This is a genomic window from Mesorhizobium sp. BR115XR7A (genome assembly GCF_020165315.1).
Lineage (GTDB): Bacteria > Pseudomonadota > Alphaproteobacteria > Rhizobiales > Rhizobiaceae > Mesorhizobium > Mesorhizobium australicum.
Genome location: NZ_JAIUHW010000019.1, coordinates 55,908 through 72,730, shown reverse-complemented (window position 1 = coordinate 72,730; position 16,823 = coordinate 55,908). Strand labels below are relative to the sequence as shown.

The window sequence follows — 16,823 nt, the reverse complement described above, 5'->3', positions numbered from 1 at the left end:
CTCCGGACTAACCTTGGGCGATGGCTCTCAATCTCCTAAAGCTTTGCGTCGGTTGCGACAGTGTCGAGGATCTCGAAGAGTGGATCGCCTTCCGCCTTGACGAGCGCCGCCGTGCCGGCGAACCAGCCGAACACTGGCACACCACCCGCATGATGCCGACACGGGGCGACGAGGTCACCGATGGCGGTTCGCTCTATTGGGTGATCAAGGGCAGCGTGCAGTGCCGCCAGTTGATCACGGAAATCCGGCCGTTCACCGATGACGACGGCATTGGCCGCTGCCATTTGATGCTCGATCCCGAGGTGGTGCGCACCGACTGGCAGCCGCGCCGCGCCTTCCAGGGCTGGCGTTACCTGAAGCCGGCGGACGCCCCGGCCGACCTCGGCAAGGGCAAGGCGGGATTGGTCGAGATGCCGCCGAAACTCAGGCGCGAGCTGGCCGATCTCGGTCTGCTCTAAGGCTTGAGTGAAGGATTGCCTGCTGCCGCGCCCGCGTTTTCTGGCCCTCAATCTTGCCCCGCGCTGGACTTGCAAGCGACGCGACGACGCCACATCTTGAAATCCATGCGCGATGAAGAACTGTCGACACAGGCCGCTGCGCTTTGGAGGATCAGTTCGCATGATGGTCCTCCTTCCGGCCCGGTTAAAGGCCATGATTCTGGCGCAGGAAAAGTGTTGAAGGACATCACGCGGCTGTCCGAGCGGACAGGACCCCTGCGGGGCGGTGCGAAATGTTAGGCGCAATTATCATTGTGGTCGCGTTGTTGCTGGTGCTGCTAGGGGTAGCCACCGCATTTCTCCGCGCGGATCCGGCGCAACTCGCAAGCGGAATGAGAAAATTGGGACCGATCCTGCTGGCGCTGGTGGGTGGCGCCGTGCTCCTGGTCGGGCGCCAAGGCATCGGCGGCATCATCCTGTTCGTGGCAATCGCCTGGTACGGCGCCACGCATACGGGCGGGCCAAAGGCCAGACCGGGTGCTGGAAAACGCTCAATGGTGCGGACGGCGGCACTCGAGATGGAACTCGATCACAATACTGGCGGCCTGGAAGGACTGGTTCTGGCCGGCCGCCACGATGGCAAGATGCTTGGCTCGATGACCCTTGCGCAATTGCAGCATCTCTACCGCGAACTCTCCGGCGATCCGGAGAGCCGGCAGTTGCTAGAGACGTATCTTGACGGCAGATTTCCCGTCTGGCGCAAATACGCTGAGACGAATGGTGGCGAAAGGCTGGGTGTTGCGCCAGGTTCGGGCGCCATGACTAAGGAGGAGGCCTACAAGGTCCTTGGTCTTGAAGCGGGGGCCGCCGCGGCGGATGTCCGCAAGGCGCACCGCCGCCTGATGCAGCGCCTGCACCCCGATGTCGGCGGCACGTCTTTCCTGGCGGCGCGGATTAACGAAGCCAAGGACGTCTTGCTCTCCAATCACAACTAGTCTCCTTCGACGCAAAAATTTTCCGGGAGATATCTTCCACGCAGTCCTATTGCTGGACGGCGTAGCACTCGATTTTCTTCTTCTTCAAAGCGGTGCAGGCCTTCCAGGCGGCATCCTTGGACCCAAAGCCGCCGAAGCGAGCGCGGTAGTAGGTGGCGCCGTCCTTGTCGAAAGCGACGGTGAAGCCGGAAGCGTTGGCCAGCACCTTGGGAGCCTGCTTGGTGGTCTTGTCGAGGAAAGCCTGGGCTTCGGACTGCTTCGGCGAGGAGGCAACCTGGATGGCCCAGCCTGACGGAACCGACGCGGTGCTGACCGGATCAACGGCCGGGGTGGGCTCGGCATAGGCGGCCACGACCTGGGCGGTGGCGACCTTGGGAGCGGAGACGATGACCGTCTTTACCTTCTTTGCCGGGACAACCAGCTTGGGTGCCTCCGCCTCGGCTGTATCCTCGTCCTCGCTGTCGCCCTGGGCAACGGTCGCGTCGTCGGCGACGGCCGTATCGGCTTCCGCCACGGCCACAGGCTTTTCATCAGGGGTCGGCGCGTCATGCTTGGGCAGGAGAACCTTTGCAAGTGCGCTGATGGGGTTGCTGTCCGCCTTGGCAACGAGGTCGCCGCCACCGCGGGTCGAGGCCCTCGGCAGATAGGTGTTGATCAGGCCTGCCATCTGGTTGTCTCGGCTGCCGCCCGACGTGCCGCCCATGACAACGGCGACCAGGCGGCGGTTGCCGTCATTAACGGACGAGACGAGATTGAAGCCGGAGGCGCGGGTATAGCCGGTCTTGATGCCGTCGACGCCCTTGATGCGTCCGAGCAGACGGTTATGGCCATTGATGCGCTGGCGACCGTAGAGAAAGGATCGCTGCGCGAAATAGCCGTAGTACTGGGGAAAATGTTCCCTGAGCGCAATGCCGAGCGTGGCCATGTCGCGCGCGGTGGTGAACTGTCCCGGATCCGGCAGGCCGTTGGCGTTGCGGAAGACCGTGCCGTTCATGCCGAGCTGCCGCGCCTTGGCCGTCATCATGCGGGCGAAGTTGGTTTCGTTGCCGCCGAGCATTTCGCCGAGCGCGGTCGCCGAGTCGTTGGCCGACTTCGTCACGATCGACAGGATCGCGGTCTCGACCGCCACCGATCCACCAGGCTTCACGCCGAGCTTGGTCGGCGCCTCGGCTGACGCATGTGCCGAAAACACGACTGGCGAGTTTCTGCTGATCTTGCCCTTCGCCATCGCTTCGAAGGTCAGATAGAGCGTCATCATCTTGGTCAGCGAAGCGGGATAGCGCCGGCCATCGGCATTAGCCGAGTACAGCACCTTGCCGGTTTTGGCATCGACGACGATGGCCGCGGATTTCGCCGCGAGCGACGAGGCGACGTCCGCGACGACGAAGGTCATCGCCATGGCGAAGATCATGATCGTTTTAAGAGGGAACGCGGATTTGGAAACGAAGCCCGACAACGCCTGACGCACTGGTAGTTCCTTTGAATTTCTCGTTGCGCTGGAGGCGGCAAAGGGATCCTGCCTCACTTCTGGCCAAGCTAGCGGGGCAGCGTTACCAATCCGTTTATGGTAACCGCCGCGTTCACCATTTTCTGGGGGTTTGAGCCTTCCTTTATTCGAATTTTAGCCATTGCCGCTGCCCGCGGGGTCGCGAGCCCCCGACTTCTTGACTTTTGTGCGCTGCACAATATATATTATGCATTGCACAACGGCGCTCGGGGCAGGGCGCGTCAACCGTCCAGGGAGAGTACGAAATGACCCAGACCTATGAGGACTTCAGCAAATACGGCAAGGAGTTCGCCGACACCGGATTGAAGAGCTTCGCCTCCTTGTCCAAGGGCGCGCAGGCGATCGCCACCGAGGCCGGCGAATACACCAAGAAGAGCTTCGAAGCCGGCAGCGTCGCGTGCGAGAAGCTGTTCTCGGCCAAGTCGCTGGACAAGGCGATCGAGATTCAATCCGACTATGCCAAGCAGTCCTACGAGGCGTTCGTCGCCGAGGCTACCAAGATTGGCGACCTCTATGCCGAACTCGCCAAAGAGGCCTACAAGCCGTTCGAATCGATCGTTGCCAAGGCAAAGTAATTTTTCGCCCGTGAATTAAAATCCGGCCCTTTGGGCGCGGGACAAAACCCGACCGCGGAAACGCGGCCGGGTTTTTTCATGCCAGCGCTTCACGATTGCGAAAAACCGCCAAGTTGGCCACCTAGCCATATTGTCAGCTAACCAGAAGGGCTTAAAATCGTCCATCGAACACCTACATGTTGAACTCGCATGAGGATTCGAAAGAGGCAGGATTACGTGACGATCGGTTTGACTGCCACGAGACAAGTGGCGCGGATGCAAAACGGCGGCGGCGACGGCAATGAGGCCGGCCGCGGGACGGCCGTCATCACGCGCACCAAAACCAAAACCAAAAAGCCCAGCCTTTACCGGGTCCTCATCCTCAACGACGACTACACTCCGATGGAGTTCGTGGTTCACGTGCTGGAGCGTTTTTTCCAGAAGGACCGCGAAGCCGCCACACGCATCATGCTTCATGTTCACAATCATGGAGTGGGCGAGTGCGGGGTCTATACATTCGAGGTGGCCGAGACCAAAGTGTCTCAGGTCATGGATTTCGCCCGACAGAATCAGCATCCGCTGCAATGCGTGATGGAGAAGAAGTGAGGTAACATGCCGGCTTTCTCCCAAGGCCTGGAAAAGGCGCTTCACCAGGCGCTGACGCTCGCCAATGAGCGCCACCATGAATATGCAACCCTTGAACATTTGCTGCTCGCGCTCATCGACGACACCGAGGCGGCCGCCGTCATGCGCGCCTGCAACGTCGATCTCGACGAGCTGAAGCATACCGTTCTCACCTATATCGATACCGAGCTCGACAATCTGGTTACCGGCTACGACGAGGACTCCAAGCCGACCGCCGGCTTCCAGCGCGTCATCCAGCGCGCGGTGATCCATGTGCAGTCATCGGGTCGCGAGGAAGTGTCGGGTGCCAACGTGCTCGTGGCGATCTTCGCCGAGCGCGAAAGCCATGCCGCTTATTTCCTGCAGGAACAGCAGATGACCCGCTACGACGCGGTCAACTACATCTCGCATGGCATCGCCAAGCGGCCGGGCGCGTCGGAGAGCCGCAGCCCGCGCGGTGCCGATGACGAGCAGGGCGGCCCGAACGGCGCCGAGCCACAGGAGGAGGGCGGCAAGAAGAAGCAGCAGCAGGACGCGCTGACCGCTTATTGCGTCAACCTCAACAACAAGGCCAAGGCCGGCAAGATCGATCCGCTGATCGGCCGCGAAGGCGAGATCAACCGCACCATCCAGGTGCTGTGCCGCCGTTCCAAGAACAACCCGCTCTATGTCGGTGACCCCGGGGTCGGCAAGACGGCGATCGCCGAAGGTCTGGCCAAGCGCATCGTCGAGGGCGACGTGCCGGAAGTGCTGCACAATGCCACCATCTTCGCGCTCGACATGGGCACGCTGTTGGCCGGCACGCGCTATCGTGGCGATTTCGAGGAACGGCTGAAGCAGGTCGTCAAGGAGCTCGAGGATTATCCGGGTGCCGTGCTGTTCATAGACGAAATCCATACGGTGATCGGCGCCGGCGCCACTTCGGGCGGCGCCATGGATGCGTCGAACCTGTTGAAGCCGGCGCTGTCTTCCGGTGCGATCCGCTGCATCGGTTCGACCACCTACAAGGAGTTCCGCCAGTTCTTCGAGAAGGACCGTGCCTTGGTGCGGCGCTTCCAGAAGATCGACGTCAACGAACCGACCGTCGAGGACGCCATCGAGATCATGAAGGGCTTGAAGCCCTATTATGAGGAATTTCACAAGGTGAAGTTCACCAACGAGGCGATCAAGGCCTCGGTGGAGCTGTCGGCGCGCTACATCAACGACCGCAAGCTGCCGGACAAAGCGATCGACGTGATCGACGAGACCGGCGCCTCGCAGATGCTGGTGCCGGAAGCCAAGCGCAAGAAGACGATCGGCATCAAGGAGATCGAAGCGACGATCGCCACCATGGCGCGTATCCCGCCGAAGACGGTTTCGGCCGATGACGAGAAGGTGCTGCAGGGCCTGGACATTGAGCTCAAGCGCGTCGTCTACGGCCAGGACACCGCTATTACGGCGCTGACCTCGGCGATCAAGCTGGCACGGGCCGGCCTGCGCGAACCGGAGAAGCCGATCGGCTCGTACCTGTTCTCGGGCCCGACCGGCGTCGGCAAGACGGAGGTCGCCAAGCAGTTGGCCGCCTCGCTCGGCGTCGAACTGATCCGCTTCGACATGTCGGAATATATGGAACGCCACACCGTCTCGCGGCTGATCGGCGCGCCTCCCGGCTATGTCGGTTTCGACCAGGGCGGCCTATTGACCGACGGTGTCGACCAGCATCCGCACTGCGTGCTGCTGCTCGACGAGGTCGAGAAGGCGCATCCGGACCTGTTCAACATCCTGTTGCAGGTGATGGACCACGGCAAGCTGACCGACCACAATGGCAAGCAGATCGACTTCCGCAATGTCATCCTGATCATGACCACCAATGCGGGCGCATCCGATGCGCAGCGCGCGGCGATCGGTTTCGGTTCGACCAAGCGCGAAGGCGACGATGTCGAGGCGATCAACCGACTGTTCACGCCGGAATTCCGCAACCGTCTCGATGCGATCATCCCGTTCGGCTCGCTGCCGGTGCCGGTGATCCATCAGGTGGTGCAGAAGTTCGTCATGCAGCTGGAAGCCCAGCTCTCCGAGCGCGGCGTCACCTTCGACCTGTCGCCGGACGCGATCGCCTGGCTCGCCGACAAGGGTTATGACGAACGCATGGGCGCGCGTCCGCTTGGCCGCGTCATCCAGGAGCACATCAAGAAGCCGCTGGCCGACGAGGTGCTGTTCGGCAAGCTGAAGAAGGGCGGCACGGTGCGCGTCACCGTCGAGAAGAAGGAAACCGGCGAGACCGGCCTGAAGCTCGAATCGCTCGCCGACGAGGCGCCGGTGAAGCCGAAGAAGGAAGAGCCCGAAGACGCGCCGAAGCCGCCCAAGGCGGTGGCCAAGAAGTCCGCGGCAAAGAAGGCCGTGGCGCAGAAGCCGGAGCCGAAGGGCAAGGACGGCGGCAAGCGCAGCCTTGTGCCGCAACTGCCCAGAAAAGGCTGAACAGTCACCCCCTCGAAAAGCCCCGGCAACGGGGCTTTTTTCGTTGGAGAAGAGGCGATCCATGGTCGGGCAAATCATCATCCTGAACGGCGCGCCGCGATCGGGAAAATCAAGCACTGTCCAGGCCATTCAGGAGCATTTCGATGGCGTCTGGATGAATCTCGGCGTGGATGTTTTCGAGCAGGCCACGCCGCCACGATGCCGGCCTGGAATAGGACTGCGGCCGGGCGGCGAGCGTCCGGACCTCGATGGCCTTGTGCCGGAATTATACGCCGCTCTCTACGAGTCGATCGCCGCCCACAGCCGGCTGGGACTGAACGTCGTGGCGGATGTTGGTCACCACGACGCCTATTCGAAGCCCTTTGATTGCCTTGCCGACTGTGCTCGTCGTCTCGTCGGCCTTCCGGTACTATTTGTGGGTGTCCGCTGCCCGATCGGAATCATCATGCAGAGGCGTGCCGCCACTGCGACGGCGAGGGGGTATGTGACCGGCTCGCCTGACGATCCCGTGCCGTTGCCGGTGCGCCTGTGGCAAGAGGAGGTGCACCGGCCAGGCGTATACGATCTGGAAGTCGACACGTCACTGCTGACGCTTGCACAATGCGCGGATGCGATCCGCAAACGGCTGCGGCAACATGCAGAGCATCCGACGGCGTTTGAGAAGCTTTCGGCTGTCTCCACGACCAAACCATTCTGATCACGCGTCCTGGCGGGCGATGGGAATGGATTTCAGCCGGCTGACCGTTGTGTTTTCATTCTGAATTAACGACCTTCGTGCAGATTTGACGAATGGTTCTCCTCCCTGCAGAACGCACGATATTGGCGGCTACCCTGGCGCTGGTGGCGGTTTGCCTCTTTCTTGTTTGGGAGAAAGGAACCGTCGTCTCGCTCGACGGATATATTCCTTCTGTTTATTTTGCCGTTCTCTTGATAATCATCGGCCAGTTCTACCGTCGGGTCCGCAAGGCGGAGCGCATTGCCCTCACCACACACATTCTGGCGCTGTTCATCGCCTATTCCGTGCCTGCCGCCCTTTTCAACATACTGTTGCTGCCGCGGCCATCAGAGCCGATCGACGCCATGCTTGTCCGAATGGATTCGTGGCTGGGATATTCCTGGCCGGGCTTTTGCGCCTGGATTGCGCAATATCCCCGCCTCTCGGATTTGCTTCGGCAAATCTACAACCTGACGCTGGCCCAGTTGCTGTTCACGTTTCTCTTCCTCGGCATGGCGAACGACCGGCGCCGCCTGCATGCGGCCGCATTGGGGACAGTAATAGCATCACTGGCGACCATATTCTGCTGGGCGCTGTTCCCGTCCGCCGGCGCCGCCGGCTACTGGACGCTGGCGCCGGAGGTGGACCGTATTGTCCGGCCGGTCGTAAGCTCGGCTTATGGCACGGAATTGAATCGCCTGTTCGCCAGGGGCGTACCGGATGTTTCCAGCCTGAAAGTAACCGGTCTCATTGGGTTTCCTTCGTTTCATACCGTCATGGCGCTGATTTCGCTGATCGCGATCTGGCCCTACAGGCCGATGCGTTTTGCATTGATCCTGATCAGTGCCGCCTTGTTGCCTGCGATCCTCATCCAAGGCGGGCACAATCTGATGGATGTGTTCGGTGGAACGACGATCACGCTGATATCCTGGCGGCTCGGGTTAATGGTTTTCGATACGCAACTGCGCAATCTCCGCGGAAGTCCGCAGGTGCTGGCAACCGCTGGAAGCCAGGCGTCAGGATAACGCCAACGCCGCTTTTATCCGGCGGGCGTTCTCAGCCAGCACCTCAGGCTTCTCTATTTCGCCCGAATGCGGCTTCAGCGGGATGCCATCGAAACGCGGAATGACGTGGACGTGGAGGTGATAGACAGTCTGCCCCGAAGCAGGCTCGTTGAATTGAATGATGGTGACACCGTCGGCGTCGAAGGCTTTTTTGACCGCTCGGGCCACTTTCTGAACAACCGTGAAAAGCGGGCCGAAGGTCAACGGATCGGCGTCGAGCAAGTTGCGCGACGGTGCTTTCGGCACCACCAGCGTATGGCCCGGTCCTTGCGGCATCACGTCCATGAAGGCCACTACGGCGTCATCTTCGTAAACGCGGTGCGAAGGAATTTCTCCACGCAGGATCTTTGCGAAGATGTTGTCGGGGTCATAGGCGGTTTCGGCCATGGCGAACGCTCCGGATTGTGCCTCGCCATCCGGTGTAACGAAGCCTCTCGCGAGCGGCAAGACGATCGGGCGAGATCGACACGCCCGCTTCGACAAGGGAGCGATGAAGCGGCCCTCAAGGATCGGATTTGCGGAAGGGCGTGTGCTCTTCCAGATATTCGCCCATCCGCTCCACTTCGCGCCGCTCGCGCCTGAGATAGTCGGCGACCGCGTTGCGCAGGCCAGGATGGGAAATGTAGTGGGCCGAATGCATGGTCACCGGCCGGTAGCCGCGCGCCAGCTTGTGTTCGCCTTGCGCGCCGGCCTCGACCACCTTCAGCTTGCGTTCGATGGCGAAGTCGATGGCCTGGTGATAGCAAACCTCGAAATGCAGGTAGGGGTGATCCTCGATGCAGCCCCAGTTGCGGCCGTAGAGCGCGTCGGAGCCGATGAAGTTGATGGCGCCGGCAATATAGCGCCCGTTGCGCTTGGCCATCACCAGCAGGATGTCGTCCGCCATGCGTTCGCCGATCAACGAGAAGAACTGGCGGTTCAGGTAGGGGCGGCCCCATTTGCGGCTGCCGGTGTCCATATAGAAGGCGAAGAAGTCGTCCCAGGCCTTTTCGGTCAGGTCCTTTCCGGTCAGCCAGTCGATCGAGATGCCATCGGCCAGCGCCTCGCGCCGTTCCTTCTTCATCGCCTTGCGTTTGCGTGAGGCAAGCGTGGCGAGAAAGTCGTCATAGGTTGAAAAGCCTTCGTTGAAGAAATGGAATTGCTGGTCGGTGCGATGCAGGAAGCCCGCGGCTTCCAGCGTCGCGACGTCGCTCTCCTGCACGAAGGTGACATGCGCAGAGGAGACGCCGAGCTTGTCGGCCACCATTTTGAGACCGGCCGCAAGCCCAGCCTTCACCGCATCCTGATCCTCGCCTTTGCCGACCAGCAGGCGAGGGCCGGTGACGGGGGTGAACGGCACGGCACTTTGCAGTTTTGGATAGTAACGGCCGCCGGCGCGCTCGAAGGCATCCGACCAGCCGTGATCGAACACGTATTCGCCCTGGCTGTGCGACTTGAGATAACAGGGAACGGCGCCGAGGAGCCTGCCTTGCGCGGTCTCCAGCCGCAGGTGATGACCTTGCCAGCCGGTGCGCCGCACGGCACAGCCGGAATCCTCCAGAGCGCTCAAAAAAGCGAAGGAAACGAGCGGGTTGTACCCAGCTTCCGTGTCGCCACGCGTGGTTCCGGCAAAGCCGTTCCATTCGTCGCAGGTAAAGGCACCGATGCCGGCGGCGATGCGGATCGAATAGTCCGCATTCGCCATTTGCCCGTCGCCGTCGTCGCCCTGATCCATGAGGCTTATTTAAGCTCCATTCGGGCCGCTACAAGTCACGTTTCGGGCACCCTGCTCAGGCGACTTCGACCAGGTCGGGTTCGAACCCTTCGAACGTCATCTGGTCGGCGTATCTAAAGGTCAGGTCGATCGCGGGCTGATCATGCACCGTCCAGGTGATGACAGGCATTTTGAGCTTTTCGCGCACGAAGCTGACAAACGGGTTCGGCAAGTCGCCTGCGGCATAGGAGGTAAAGGCGAGTTCGTGCGCCAGCATGGCGAAATGTGCTTCGATCAGCTTGGCGTCCTTGCCATAGGCGGTCAATCCAGCCGGAATGCCGGGCGCGTGTTTGGGGAAATCGCGGATCAGCCAGTGATCGAATGACATGATCGCCGCCTTGCCCTTGTAGCGCTTGAGCATCTTGCCGACGCGCGCCACCAGGCCTTCGTCGCGACCGGGAGTTCCTTTCAGTTCGACGACCATCGGCACGCGACCATCGACGAGGTCGAGCGCTTCCTGCAACGTCGGCACGTGATCCGCCGTGCCGCCAACCTTGAGCGCGGTAAGTTCGGCCGCGCTGCGTTGCCAGACGAAACCGTCCTGCCCGGTCAGCCGTTGCAAATCGTCGTCATGGATCACGACGGGGATGCCGTCCGACGACAGATGCACGTCGCATTCGATCGCGTAGCCGCGTTCGGCCGCGGCAGCGAAGGCGGAAAGCGTGTTTTCCCAGCGCGTCTTGTTCATGTCGTGAAAGCCGCGATGGGCAACCGGCCGGGCCGTCAGCCAGGAGAGGTCGGTCATGTCAGCACCTACACTCATTCGACTTCGAAGATCGCTTCGATTTCCACCGCGGCATTAAGCGGCAGGGAGGCGGTGCCGACGGCCGAGCGCGCGTGCTTGCCGCTTTCGCCGAGCACGGCAACCAGGAAATCGGAGGCGCCGTTGGCGACCAGATGCTGCTCGACGAAGTCGGGGGCAGAGGCCACGAAGACGGTGATCTTCACCAGGCGACGGATCTTCTCGAGGTCGCCAAGTGCCGCCTTGGCTTGTGCCAGGATGTTGATGGCGCAGTATTTCGCCGCGTCCTTGCCGCTTGCCGTGTCGACGTCGCGGCCGAGCAGGCCGCTTGCCTGCAGCTTGCCGTCCTTGAGCGGCAACTGACCAGCGGTGAACAGCAGGTTGCCGGTCCTGCAATAGGGCACGTAGTTGGCGGCGGGTGCGGCGGCGACGGGAAGCGTCACGCCGAGATCACTTAGCCGCTTTTCGATTGTTTCACTCATTGCTTTTCCCTATTGCTGGAAGGCGCCGCGCTGGCGGGGCCGAAATTGCTATTTTTGCCTCGCTTCCGCCACGACTTTTTTTAAGCTGGACCATCTTTCCCTGCGGCCTGCCATCAGCCGCGACGATCGGAGTACCTCATGCGCGCGACGCGCCTTGCATTCCACGCCGTTCTGTTGTCGGCGCTTTTGCCAACAGGCTCCGCTGTCGCCGCACCGGCGCTGCAGGCGCATCGCGCCGTCTATGATCTCACGCTCAAGAAGGCGGATGATCGGTCCGGCATCACCGGCATCACCGGCCGCATGGTCTACGAGTTCAATGGCTCGGCCTGCGAAGGCTATACGGTGAAATTCCGTTTCGTCACCCAGATCGCCACCAACGACAACACGAAGCTGACCGACCAGCAGACGACGACTTTCGAGGATGCCGAAGGCAAGACCTTTTCGTTCGTGACGAAATCCTTTGTCGACCAGAACCTCGACAAGGAGGTCAAGGGTATGGCCACGAAAGACGCGAAGGGCCTCAAGGTCGATATCGACAAGCCGGAGAAGAACAGTCTCGAACTCGCCGCCACCCAGTTTCCGACCCAGCACCTGGTCGAGCTGATCGGAAAGGCCGAAAAAGGCGAAAACTTCTATCAGACCAACCTGTTTGATGGTTCGGAAGACGCCAACAAGGTGATGACGACCACCGTCGTCGTCGGCAAGAAGAGCGAGGCCGACAAGGCCGATCCGGAAGCGCCGGCACTGGCGAAGCTTGCCACCGACAAATACTGGCCGGTCGACATCGCCTATTTCGACGACAGCGCCCAGAACGGCGAGGAAGTGCCGGAATACCGGATCAGCTTCAAGCTGCACGAGAACGGCATCACCCGTGATCTCGTCATGGACTATGGCGACTTCTCGATGACCGGCAAGCTGGTCAACCTGTCGCTGTTCGACCAGACAAAGCCTTGCCCAGTATCGAAATAGCAGGGTCGGGCAATTGAGCTGGCCGTGGCGGGCTTGATGGCAGTCTATGTAGATGCGGCGATCTGGAAATGGGCCGGCCATCTCTGGTGCCATCTCCTAGCCGACGACACCGACGAGTTGCATCGCTTTGCGGCGGAACTCGGCATCAAGCGCTCGTCCTACCAGGGCCCGCCCAAGACATCCGCTCCGCACTATGACATAACCGGCTTCGAGCGCGACCGTGCGGTGCGGCTCGGCGCCATCGAGTGCAGCCGCGAGCAGATCGTCGCCATCTTCCGGCGCGTGCGGGTGCCCAACGGAAAGTCCAAGCGATGACACCAACGGCATTCCTGGCATATTGCGCCGCTGTGACGCTCGCCGCCGCCACGCCGGGGCCGGCAATGTTCGCGGTCATCACCAACGGCGTGTCGCGTGGGTTCCTGCGGGCCTTCATGGCCGGCCTTGGGGTCGCCGCCGGCGATGCCGTGCTCGTCACTCTGGCGCTGCTGGGGCTGGTGGCCCTGGCTCAGACCTTCGAATGGATCTTCCTCCTGTTGAAATATGCCGGCGCCGCCTATCTGATCTTTCTCGGCGTCAGGATGTGGCGGGCCTCGGTCGCGCAATCGAATGAGCCGCGGACGGGGCAGGCGAAGTTGTCCCGATCCTTCCTGCTCGGCGCGTCCATAGCGCTCGGAAACCCGAAGGCGATCCTGTTCCATGCCTCGATCATGCCGCTGATTCTCGACCTCGACACGATGACCTTTTTCGATGGCCTGCTGGTGGTGGCTACCGTCATCAGCGTCAATATCGTGACGATGGGGGTCTATGCCGCGCTCGCGGGCCGGGCTTCGGGCTGGTTCAGGACACCCAGGCGCATGCGGCTGATGAACAGGTTCGCCGGCAGCGCCATGATCGGCACCGGAGCGCTGATTGCCGCACGCTAGGCGTTAAAGCGCCGCCCGCTTGCGTTTGTCGGACTTCCCCTCTATATGCGCGCTCATTCCACACACGGACTTTGGTGTCTGCCCGGGAGAAATCCGGCTGAGACCTCCGGTGGTGTTCGAGGACCTCGGTCCAAAAATGCCTGTGTCCGTGGAGGCTAACCGGAAAGGAACTTAGAATGGCACTGCCTGATTTCAGCATGCGCCAGCTTTTGGAAGCTGGCATTCACTTCGGCCACCAGACCCACCGCTGGAACCCGAAGATGGCGTCCTACATCTACGGCGCCCGCAACAACATCCACATCATCGACCTCTCGCAGACGGTGCCTTTGCTGCACCAGGCGCTGAAGCAGGTTTCCGACACCGTCGCCAAGGGCGGCCGCGTGCTGTTCGTCGGCACCAAGCGCCAGGCGTCGGACATCGTTGCCGATGCGGCACAGCGTTCGGCCCAGTACTACGTCAACTCGCGTTGGCTCGGCGGCATGCTGACCAACTGGAAGACGATCTCGAACTCGATCCAGCGCCTGCGCAAGCTCGACGAGATGCTGGCCGGTGAAGCGCAAGGGTTGACCAAGAAGGAACGCCTGAACCTCGATCGCGAGCGCGAGAAGCTCGACAAGGCGCTCGGCGGTATCAAGGACATGGGCTCGACGCCCGACCTGATGTTCGTGATCGACACCAACAAGGAGGCGATCGCCATCCTCGAGGCCAAGCGCCTGGGCATCCCGGTCGTCGCCATCATCGATTCGAACTGCGATCCGGACAAGATCGATTTCCCGATCCCCGGCAATGACGACGCGGCCCGCGCCATCCAGCTTTATTGCGATCTGATCGCCAAGGCCGCCATCGACGGCATCGCCCGTCAGCAGGGCGCGCTCGGCATGGATATCGGCGCTTCGGTCGAAGCTCCGGTCGAACCGGCGCTCGATCCGGCTCCGGCGTCGGAAGCCCCCGAGGCTTGACAATCGAAGGCCGGTTGCGGCCTTCATCTTTCTCATATTTTGGCACGCTAAACAGACGCACCATCGAATACCGATGGTGCGTCGGTGCATTTAAACAAAGAGGCGACAATGAGCATTTCGGCTGCACAGGTCAAAGAACTCCGCGACTTGACCGGCGCGGGCATGATGGACTGCAAGGCGGCGTTGAACGAGACCAACGGCAACTTGGAAGAGGCCGTTGACTGGCTGCGCAAGAAGGGTATCTCCAAGGCCGACAAGAAGGCCGGCCGTACGGCAGCCGAAGGTCTGATCGGCGTCGACAGCGGTGTGCGTGAAGCTGCCGTGGTCGAGGTGAATTCCGAGACCGACTTCGTCGCCCGCAATGCCGCCTTCCAGGAAATCGTCGCCAACGTCGCCAAGGTGGCGCTTGCCTATGGCACGACCGAAGCGGTCGCCGCCGCCAAATATCCGGGCTCCGACAAGTCGGTCACCGACACCATCAAGGACGCGGTCGGCACTATCGGCGAGAATATGGGCTTCCGCCGCTCGGCCAAGCTCACCGTTCCGCATGGTGCGGTTGCGACCTATGTGCACAACGCTGTTGCCGATGGTCTCGGCAAGCTCGGTGTGCTGGTCGCGATCGAGACCACGGGCAACGAGCATGCCGCCAATGCCTTTGGCCGCCAGGTCGCCATGCATGTCGCCGCCACCAACCCGATGGCGCTGACCGCCGAGCAGATCGATCCGGCCGCGGTCGAGCGTGAGAAGGCAATCTTCTCCGACCAGGCGCGCCAGTCCGGCAAGCCGGAAGCCATCATCGAGAAGATGGTCGAGGGTCGCCTGCGCAAATTCTATGAGGAAGTCGTGCTCCTGAAGCAGGCCTTCGTGCTCAATCCCGACATCACCGTCGAGAAGGCGCTGCAGGATGCCGAAAAGGAAATCGGCGCGCCGGCCAAGATCACGGCCTATTTGCGCTTCGCCCTTGGCGAGGGCATCGAGAAGGAAGAGACGGATTTCGCCGCGGAAGTCGCGGCGGCGGTCAAGAAGTAGCTTCTTACCGGTCCATTTCGCCTGTGTTTTTTCGGCCGGACATCCGCTGGGATGCCCGGCCGATTTCGTTCGCGGTGTCGATAAAGGCCCTGAGTTTGGGCGCCATCGCCGCGCGACGCGGAAAGTAGAGGAAAAGGCCGGGTTCCTCGATCGCTGATTGCGGCAGAACCTGCACCAGGCGACCGGCCGCGAGATCGGCGCGCGCCAGCGGCTCGAACATGTAGGCAAGGCCCACTCCGGCGAGAGCCAGATCCATTGCCGCAAGCGAGTCCGTCACGATGGCCGTACCGCTGGTTTCCATGACCACGTCCTTGCGGTCCCAGGTCAAATCCCAGCGATAGAGGGCACCGGAGCGAACGAGACGGTATCCGATGCAATTGTGGTTCGCGAGATCGGCCACGCTGCGCGGACGGCCATGTCGCCCGATATAGGCGGGCGAGGCGACGATAACGGCTTTGAAGGGCTGCGTCAGCCGGATGGCCACCATGTCCTGGGCGATCATCTCGCCAAGCCGGATGCCGGCGTCAAAACCTTCGCCGACGATGTCGACCAACCCTTGATCGGCAAAAATCTCGACCGTGATGTCGGGATATCGCTCTGCCATCGCCGCCACGACCGGCGTCACCGCCAACGGCATTGCAATGTTGGAGGCGTTGATCCTGAGCAGCCCGGACGGCCTACCCTTGACGCTGCGGATACGATCCATCCGCTCGGCGATATCCTGAAGGGCAGGGGCCGCCGTTTCCACCAGCGCCTTGCCCGCCTCGGTGAGCGAAACGCTGCGCGTCGTGCGCGCAAACAGCGGCTGGCCGATCCGCTCCTCGACGAGGCGCACTGCATGGCTGACCGCCGAAGGGCTCATCCCCAGTTCGGCCGCGGCAAGGGCAAAACCGCCGCGCCGGGCGACCGCAATGATGACAGGCAGATGGCTGAGCAGATCCCGGTCCATTCATGAACAGTATCGCATAGTCTTTGCGGACAATGCAATCTTATCGACGCCGAGGCAGAGGTCCACATTGTCGCCAACACATCGGCGATCGGGCTGATGGTATCGAGGAGAAGAGACATGAACGCCTTGAAACACGCTACCTTCGCCGCAGGGCTTGCCTTGGCGCCGCTCGACGCCGGCGGGGCCGAACCGATGGGCTGGCAGGCGCTTGCCGATGACCGCGCCGTCATCCGCATCGCCGATGCCATCGACCGCGCGGTCGACGCGCAGGACTGGAAACGCGCGCGCAGCTATTTCGCGGATAGGGTCACCGCCGACTTCAGCAGCCTGTCCGGGCAGCCCGCGGCCAACATCGCCTCCGACGATCTGATCGGCGCCTGGGCCGGCAATCTCAAAGGCAGCAAGACCAGCCTGCATCTGCGCACCAATCACCAGGTCGTCCTTGAAGCGGACACGGCGACCGTTCTGTCGAACGGCTACGCCTGGAACCGGATGGAGGGCAATGGCGACCCGCTCTGGGAGGTCTGGGGCACGTATGAGCATCACCTCACGCGCTCCGCGGCTGGCTGGAAGGTCGATGGCTTCACCTTCCGCATGACGCATGAGCGCGGCAATCCCTGGGTCAAGGCGACACCTGGCCAATGACGCCCGCATCAACCGGACC

The 16,823-nt window shown here is 61.8% G+C and carries 19 protein-coding genes; 13 read left to right on the top strand and 6 right to left on the bottom strand.

Translation table 11 applies throughout. The features are described from left to right. The first annotated feature begins 20 nt into the window (after window positions 1–20). The gene (locus tag LB557_RS29305; RefSeq protein WP_140616375.1) at window positions 21–458 is read left to right on the top strand and encodes a DUF1489 family protein; all 438 of its coding nucleotides are present in this window, start codon (window positions 21–23) and stop codon (window positions 456–458) included. A gap of 272 nt (window positions 459–730) precedes the next feature. Beyond that, complete coding sequence (locus tag LB557_RS29300) at window positions 731–1,432, top strand: DnaJ domain-containing protein (protein WP_140790163.1); 702 nt, start codon at window positions 731–733, stop codon at window positions 1,430–1,432. Window positions 1,433–1,478: 46 nt separating this feature from the next. Here LB557_RS29300 and LB557_RS29295 read toward each other — a convergent pair whose 3' ends face one another. Further along, window positions 1,479–2,900 carry an SPOR domain-containing protein gene (locus LB557_RS29295; RefSeq protein WP_224643793.1) on the bottom strand — a complete coding sequence of 474 codons (1,422 nt, stop codon included), beginning with the start codon at window positions 2,898–2,900 and terminating at the stop codon, window positions 1,479–1,481. A 284-nt stretch (window positions 2,901–3,184) separates the two neighbouring features. Here LB557_RS29295 and LB557_RS29290 point away from each other — a divergent pair, with 284 nt between their 5' ends. The 5 genes from LB557_RS29290 (at window position 3,185) to LB557_RS29270 (ending at window position 8,314) form a co-directional block, all read left to right on the top strand. Continuing rightward, entirely contained in the window at window positions 3,185–3,514 is a 330-nt protein-coding gene (locus LB557_RS29290; protein ID WP_015317766.1) for a phasin family protein, read from the top strand. A gap of 255 nt (window positions 3,515–3,769) precedes the next feature. Beyond that, on the top strand, window positions 3,770–4,099 hold the full coding sequence (clpS, locus tag LB557_RS29285) for an ATP-dependent Clp protease adapter ClpS (protein ID WP_010909565.1): 330 nt from the start codon (window positions 3,770–3,772) through the stop codon (window positions 4,097–4,099). A gap of 6 nt (window positions 4,100–4,105) precedes the next feature. After that, window positions 4,106–6,574, top strand: a complete 2,469-nt coding sequence (clpA, locus tag LB557_RS29280; RefSeq protein ID WP_015317768.1) for an ATP-dependent Clp protease ATP-binding subunit ClpA — start codon at window positions 4,106–4,108, stop codon at window positions 6,572–6,574. A 61-nt stretch (window positions 6,575–6,635) separates the two neighbouring features. Beyond that, on the top strand, window positions 6,636–7,271 hold the full coding sequence (locus tag LB557_RS29275; RefSeq protein WP_224643792.1) for a chloramphenicol phosphotransferase CPT family protein: 636 nt from the start codon (window positions 6,636–6,638) through the stop codon (window positions 7,269–7,271). Window positions 7,272–7,363: 92 nt separating this feature from the next. After that, window positions 7,364–8,314 carry a phosphatase PAP2 family protein gene (locus LB557_RS29270; protein ID WP_224643791.1) on the top strand — a complete coding sequence of 317 codons (951 nt, stop codon included), beginning with the start codon at window positions 7,364–7,366 and terminating at the stop codon, window positions 8,312–8,314. Here LB557_RS29270 and LB557_RS29265 read toward each other — a convergent pair. The 4 genes from LB557_RS29265 to LB557_RS29250 form a co-directional block, all read right to left on the bottom strand. Then, window positions 8,306–8,740, bottom strand: a complete 435-nt coding sequence (locus LB557_RS29265) for an HIT family protein (protein WP_224643790.1) — start codon at window positions 8,738–8,740, stop codon at window positions 8,306–8,308. The two genes, LB557_RS29270 and LB557_RS29265, sit on opposite strands and share 9 nt — an antisense overlap. A 115-nt stretch (window positions 8,741–8,855) precedes the next feature. Then, window positions 8,856–10,067, bottom strand: a complete 1,212-nt coding sequence (locus tag LB557_RS29260) for a GNAT family N-acetyltransferase (RefSeq protein ID WP_224643789.1) — start codon at window positions 10,065–10,067, stop codon at window positions 8,856–8,858. A 55-nt stretch (window positions 10,068–10,122) separates the two neighbouring features. Beyond that, complete coding sequence (locus tag LB557_RS29255) at window positions 10,123–10,851, bottom strand: glycerophosphodiester phosphodiesterase (RefSeq protein ID WP_015317773.1); 729 nt, start codon at window positions 10,849–10,851, stop codon at window positions 10,123–10,125. 14 nt (window positions 10,852–10,865) lie between these two features. Beyond that, the gene (locus tag LB557_RS29250; RefSeq protein WP_224643788.1) at window positions 10,866–11,330 is read right to left on the bottom strand and encodes a RidA family protein; all 465 of its coding nucleotides are present in this window, start codon (window positions 11,328–11,330) and stop codon (window positions 10,866–10,868) included. A gap of 138 nt (window positions 11,331–11,468) precedes the next feature. On the opposite strand from LB557_RS29250, the gene LB557_RS29245 reads away from it, so the two are divergent. From LB557_RS29245 to tsf, 5 genes are all read left to right on the top strand, one after another. Continuing rightward, window positions 11,469–12,299, top strand: coding sequence for a cell envelope integrity EipB family protein (locus LB557_RS29245; protein WP_140616393.1), 831 nt, complete (start codon window positions 11,469–11,471; stop codon window positions 12,297–12,299). A gap of 36 nt (window positions 12,300–12,335) precedes the next feature. After that, window positions 12,336–12,614, top strand: a complete 279-nt coding sequence (locus LB557_RS29240) for a DUF4031 domain-containing protein (RefSeq protein ID WP_140616396.1) — start codon at window positions 12,336–12,338, stop codon at window positions 12,612–12,614. Next, on the top strand, window positions 12,611–13,222 hold the full coding sequence (locus LB557_RS29235; protein ID WP_015317777.1) for a LysE family translocator: 612 nt from the start codon (window positions 12,611–12,613) through the stop codon (window positions 13,220–13,222). Before LB557_RS29240 ends, LB557_RS29235 begins: the two co-directional genes overlap by 4 nt. 176 nt (window positions 13,223–13,398) lie before the next feature. Next, the gene (rpsB, locus tag LB557_RS29230; RefSeq protein WP_015317778.1) at window positions 13,399–14,181 is read left to right on the top strand and encodes a 30S ribosomal protein S2; all 783 of its coding nucleotides are present in this window, start codon (window positions 13,399–13,401) and stop codon (window positions 14,179–14,181) included. Window positions 14,182–14,289: 108 nt separating this feature from the next. Then, complete coding sequence (tsf, locus tag LB557_RS29225; protein WP_140664126.1) at window positions 14,290–15,210, top strand: translation elongation factor Ts; 921 nt, start codon at window positions 14,290–14,292, stop codon at window positions 15,208–15,210. A 4-nt stretch (window positions 15,211–15,214) separates the two neighbouring features. Here the strand turns inward: tsf and LB557_RS29220 are convergent, their stop codons facing one another. Next, window positions 15,215–16,159, bottom strand: coding sequence for a LysR family transcriptional regulator (locus tag LB557_RS29220; protein ID WP_224643787.1), 945 nt, complete (start codon window positions 16,157–16,159; stop codon window positions 15,215–15,217). A gap of 117 nt (window positions 16,160–16,276) precedes the next feature. Here LB557_RS29220 and LB557_RS29215 point away from each other — a divergent pair, with 117 nt between their 5' ends. Further along, window positions 16,277–16,804: a nuclear transport factor 2 family protein gene (locus LB557_RS29215; protein WP_140726957.1), complete on the top strand. Its 528-nt coding sequence runs from the start codon at window positions 16,277–16,279 to the stop codon at window positions 16,802–16,804. The last annotated feature ends 19 nt before the right edge of the window (window positions 16,805–16,823 follow it).

Excerpts from the sequence above, each read along its gene's own strand:
- LB557_RS29305 (WP_140616375.1), top strand. The coding sequence starts at position 21 with ATGGCTCTCAATCTCCTAAAGCTTTGCGTCGGTTGCGACAGTGTCGAG.
- LB557_RS29300 (WP_140790163.1), top strand. The coding sequence starts at position 731 with ATGTTAGGCGCAATTATCATTGTGGTCGCGTTGTTGCTGGTGCTGCTA.
- LB557_RS29290 (WP_015317766.1), top strand. The coding sequence starts at position 3,185 with ATGACCCAGACCTATGAGGACTTCAGCAAATACGGCAAGGAGTTCGCC.
- clpS (WP_010909565.1), top strand. The coding sequence starts at position 3,770 with ATGCAAAACGGCGGCGGCGACGGCAATGAGGCCGGCCGCGGGACGGCC.
- clpA (WP_015317768.1), top strand. The coding sequence starts at position 4,106 with ATGCCGGCTTTCTCCCAAGGCCTGGAAAAGGCGCTTCACCAGGCGCTG.
- LB557_RS29275 (WP_224643792.1), top strand. The coding sequence starts at position 6,636 with ATGGTCGGGCAAATCATCATCCTGAACGGCGCGCCGCGATCGGGAAAA.
- LB557_RS29270 (WP_224643791.1), top strand. The coding sequence starts at position 7,364 with ATGGTTCTCCTCCCTGCAGAACGCACGATATTGGCGGCTACCCTGGCG.
- LB557_RS29265 (WP_224643790.1), bottom strand. The coding sequence starts at position 8,740 with ATGGCCGAAACCGCCTATGACCCCGACAACATCTTCGCAAAGATCCTG.
- LB557_RS29260 (WP_224643789.1), bottom strand. The coding sequence starts at position 10,067 with ATGGATCAGGGCGACGACGGCGACGGGCAAATGGCGAATGCGGACTAT.
- LB557_RS29255 (WP_015317773.1), bottom strand. The coding sequence starts at position 10,851 with ATGACCGACCTCTCCTGGCTGACGGCCCGGCCGGTTGCCCATCGCGGC.
- LB557_RS29250 (WP_224643788.1), bottom strand. The coding sequence starts at position 11,330 with ATGAGTGAAACAATCGAAAAGCGGCTAAGTGATCTCGGCGTGACGCTT.
- LB557_RS29245 (WP_140616393.1), top strand. The coding sequence starts at position 11,469 with ATGCGCGCGACGCGCCTTGCATTCCACGCCGTTCTGTTGTCGGCGCTT.
- LB557_RS29240 (WP_140616396.1), top strand. The coding sequence starts at position 12,336 with ATGGCAGTCTATGTAGATGCGGCGATCTGGAAATGGGCCGGCCATCTC.
- LB557_RS29235 (WP_015317777.1), top strand. The coding sequence starts at position 12,611 with ATGACACCAACGGCATTCCTGGCATATTGCGCCGCTGTGACGCTCGCC.
- rpsB (WP_015317778.1), top strand. The coding sequence starts at position 13,399 with ATGGCACTGCCTGATTTCAGCATGCGCCAGCTTTTGGAAGCTGGCATT.
- tsf (WP_140664126.1), top strand. The coding sequence starts at position 14,290 with ATGAGCATTTCGGCTGCACAGGTCAAAGAACTCCGCGACTTGACCGGC.
- LB557_RS29220 (WP_224643787.1), bottom strand. The coding sequence starts at position 16,159 with ATGGACCGGGATCTGCTCAGCCATCTGCCTGTCATCATTGCGGTCGCC.
- LB557_RS29215 (WP_140726957.1), top strand. The coding sequence starts at position 16,277 with ATGAACGCCTTGAAACACGCTACCTTCGCCGCAGGGCTTGCCTTGGCG.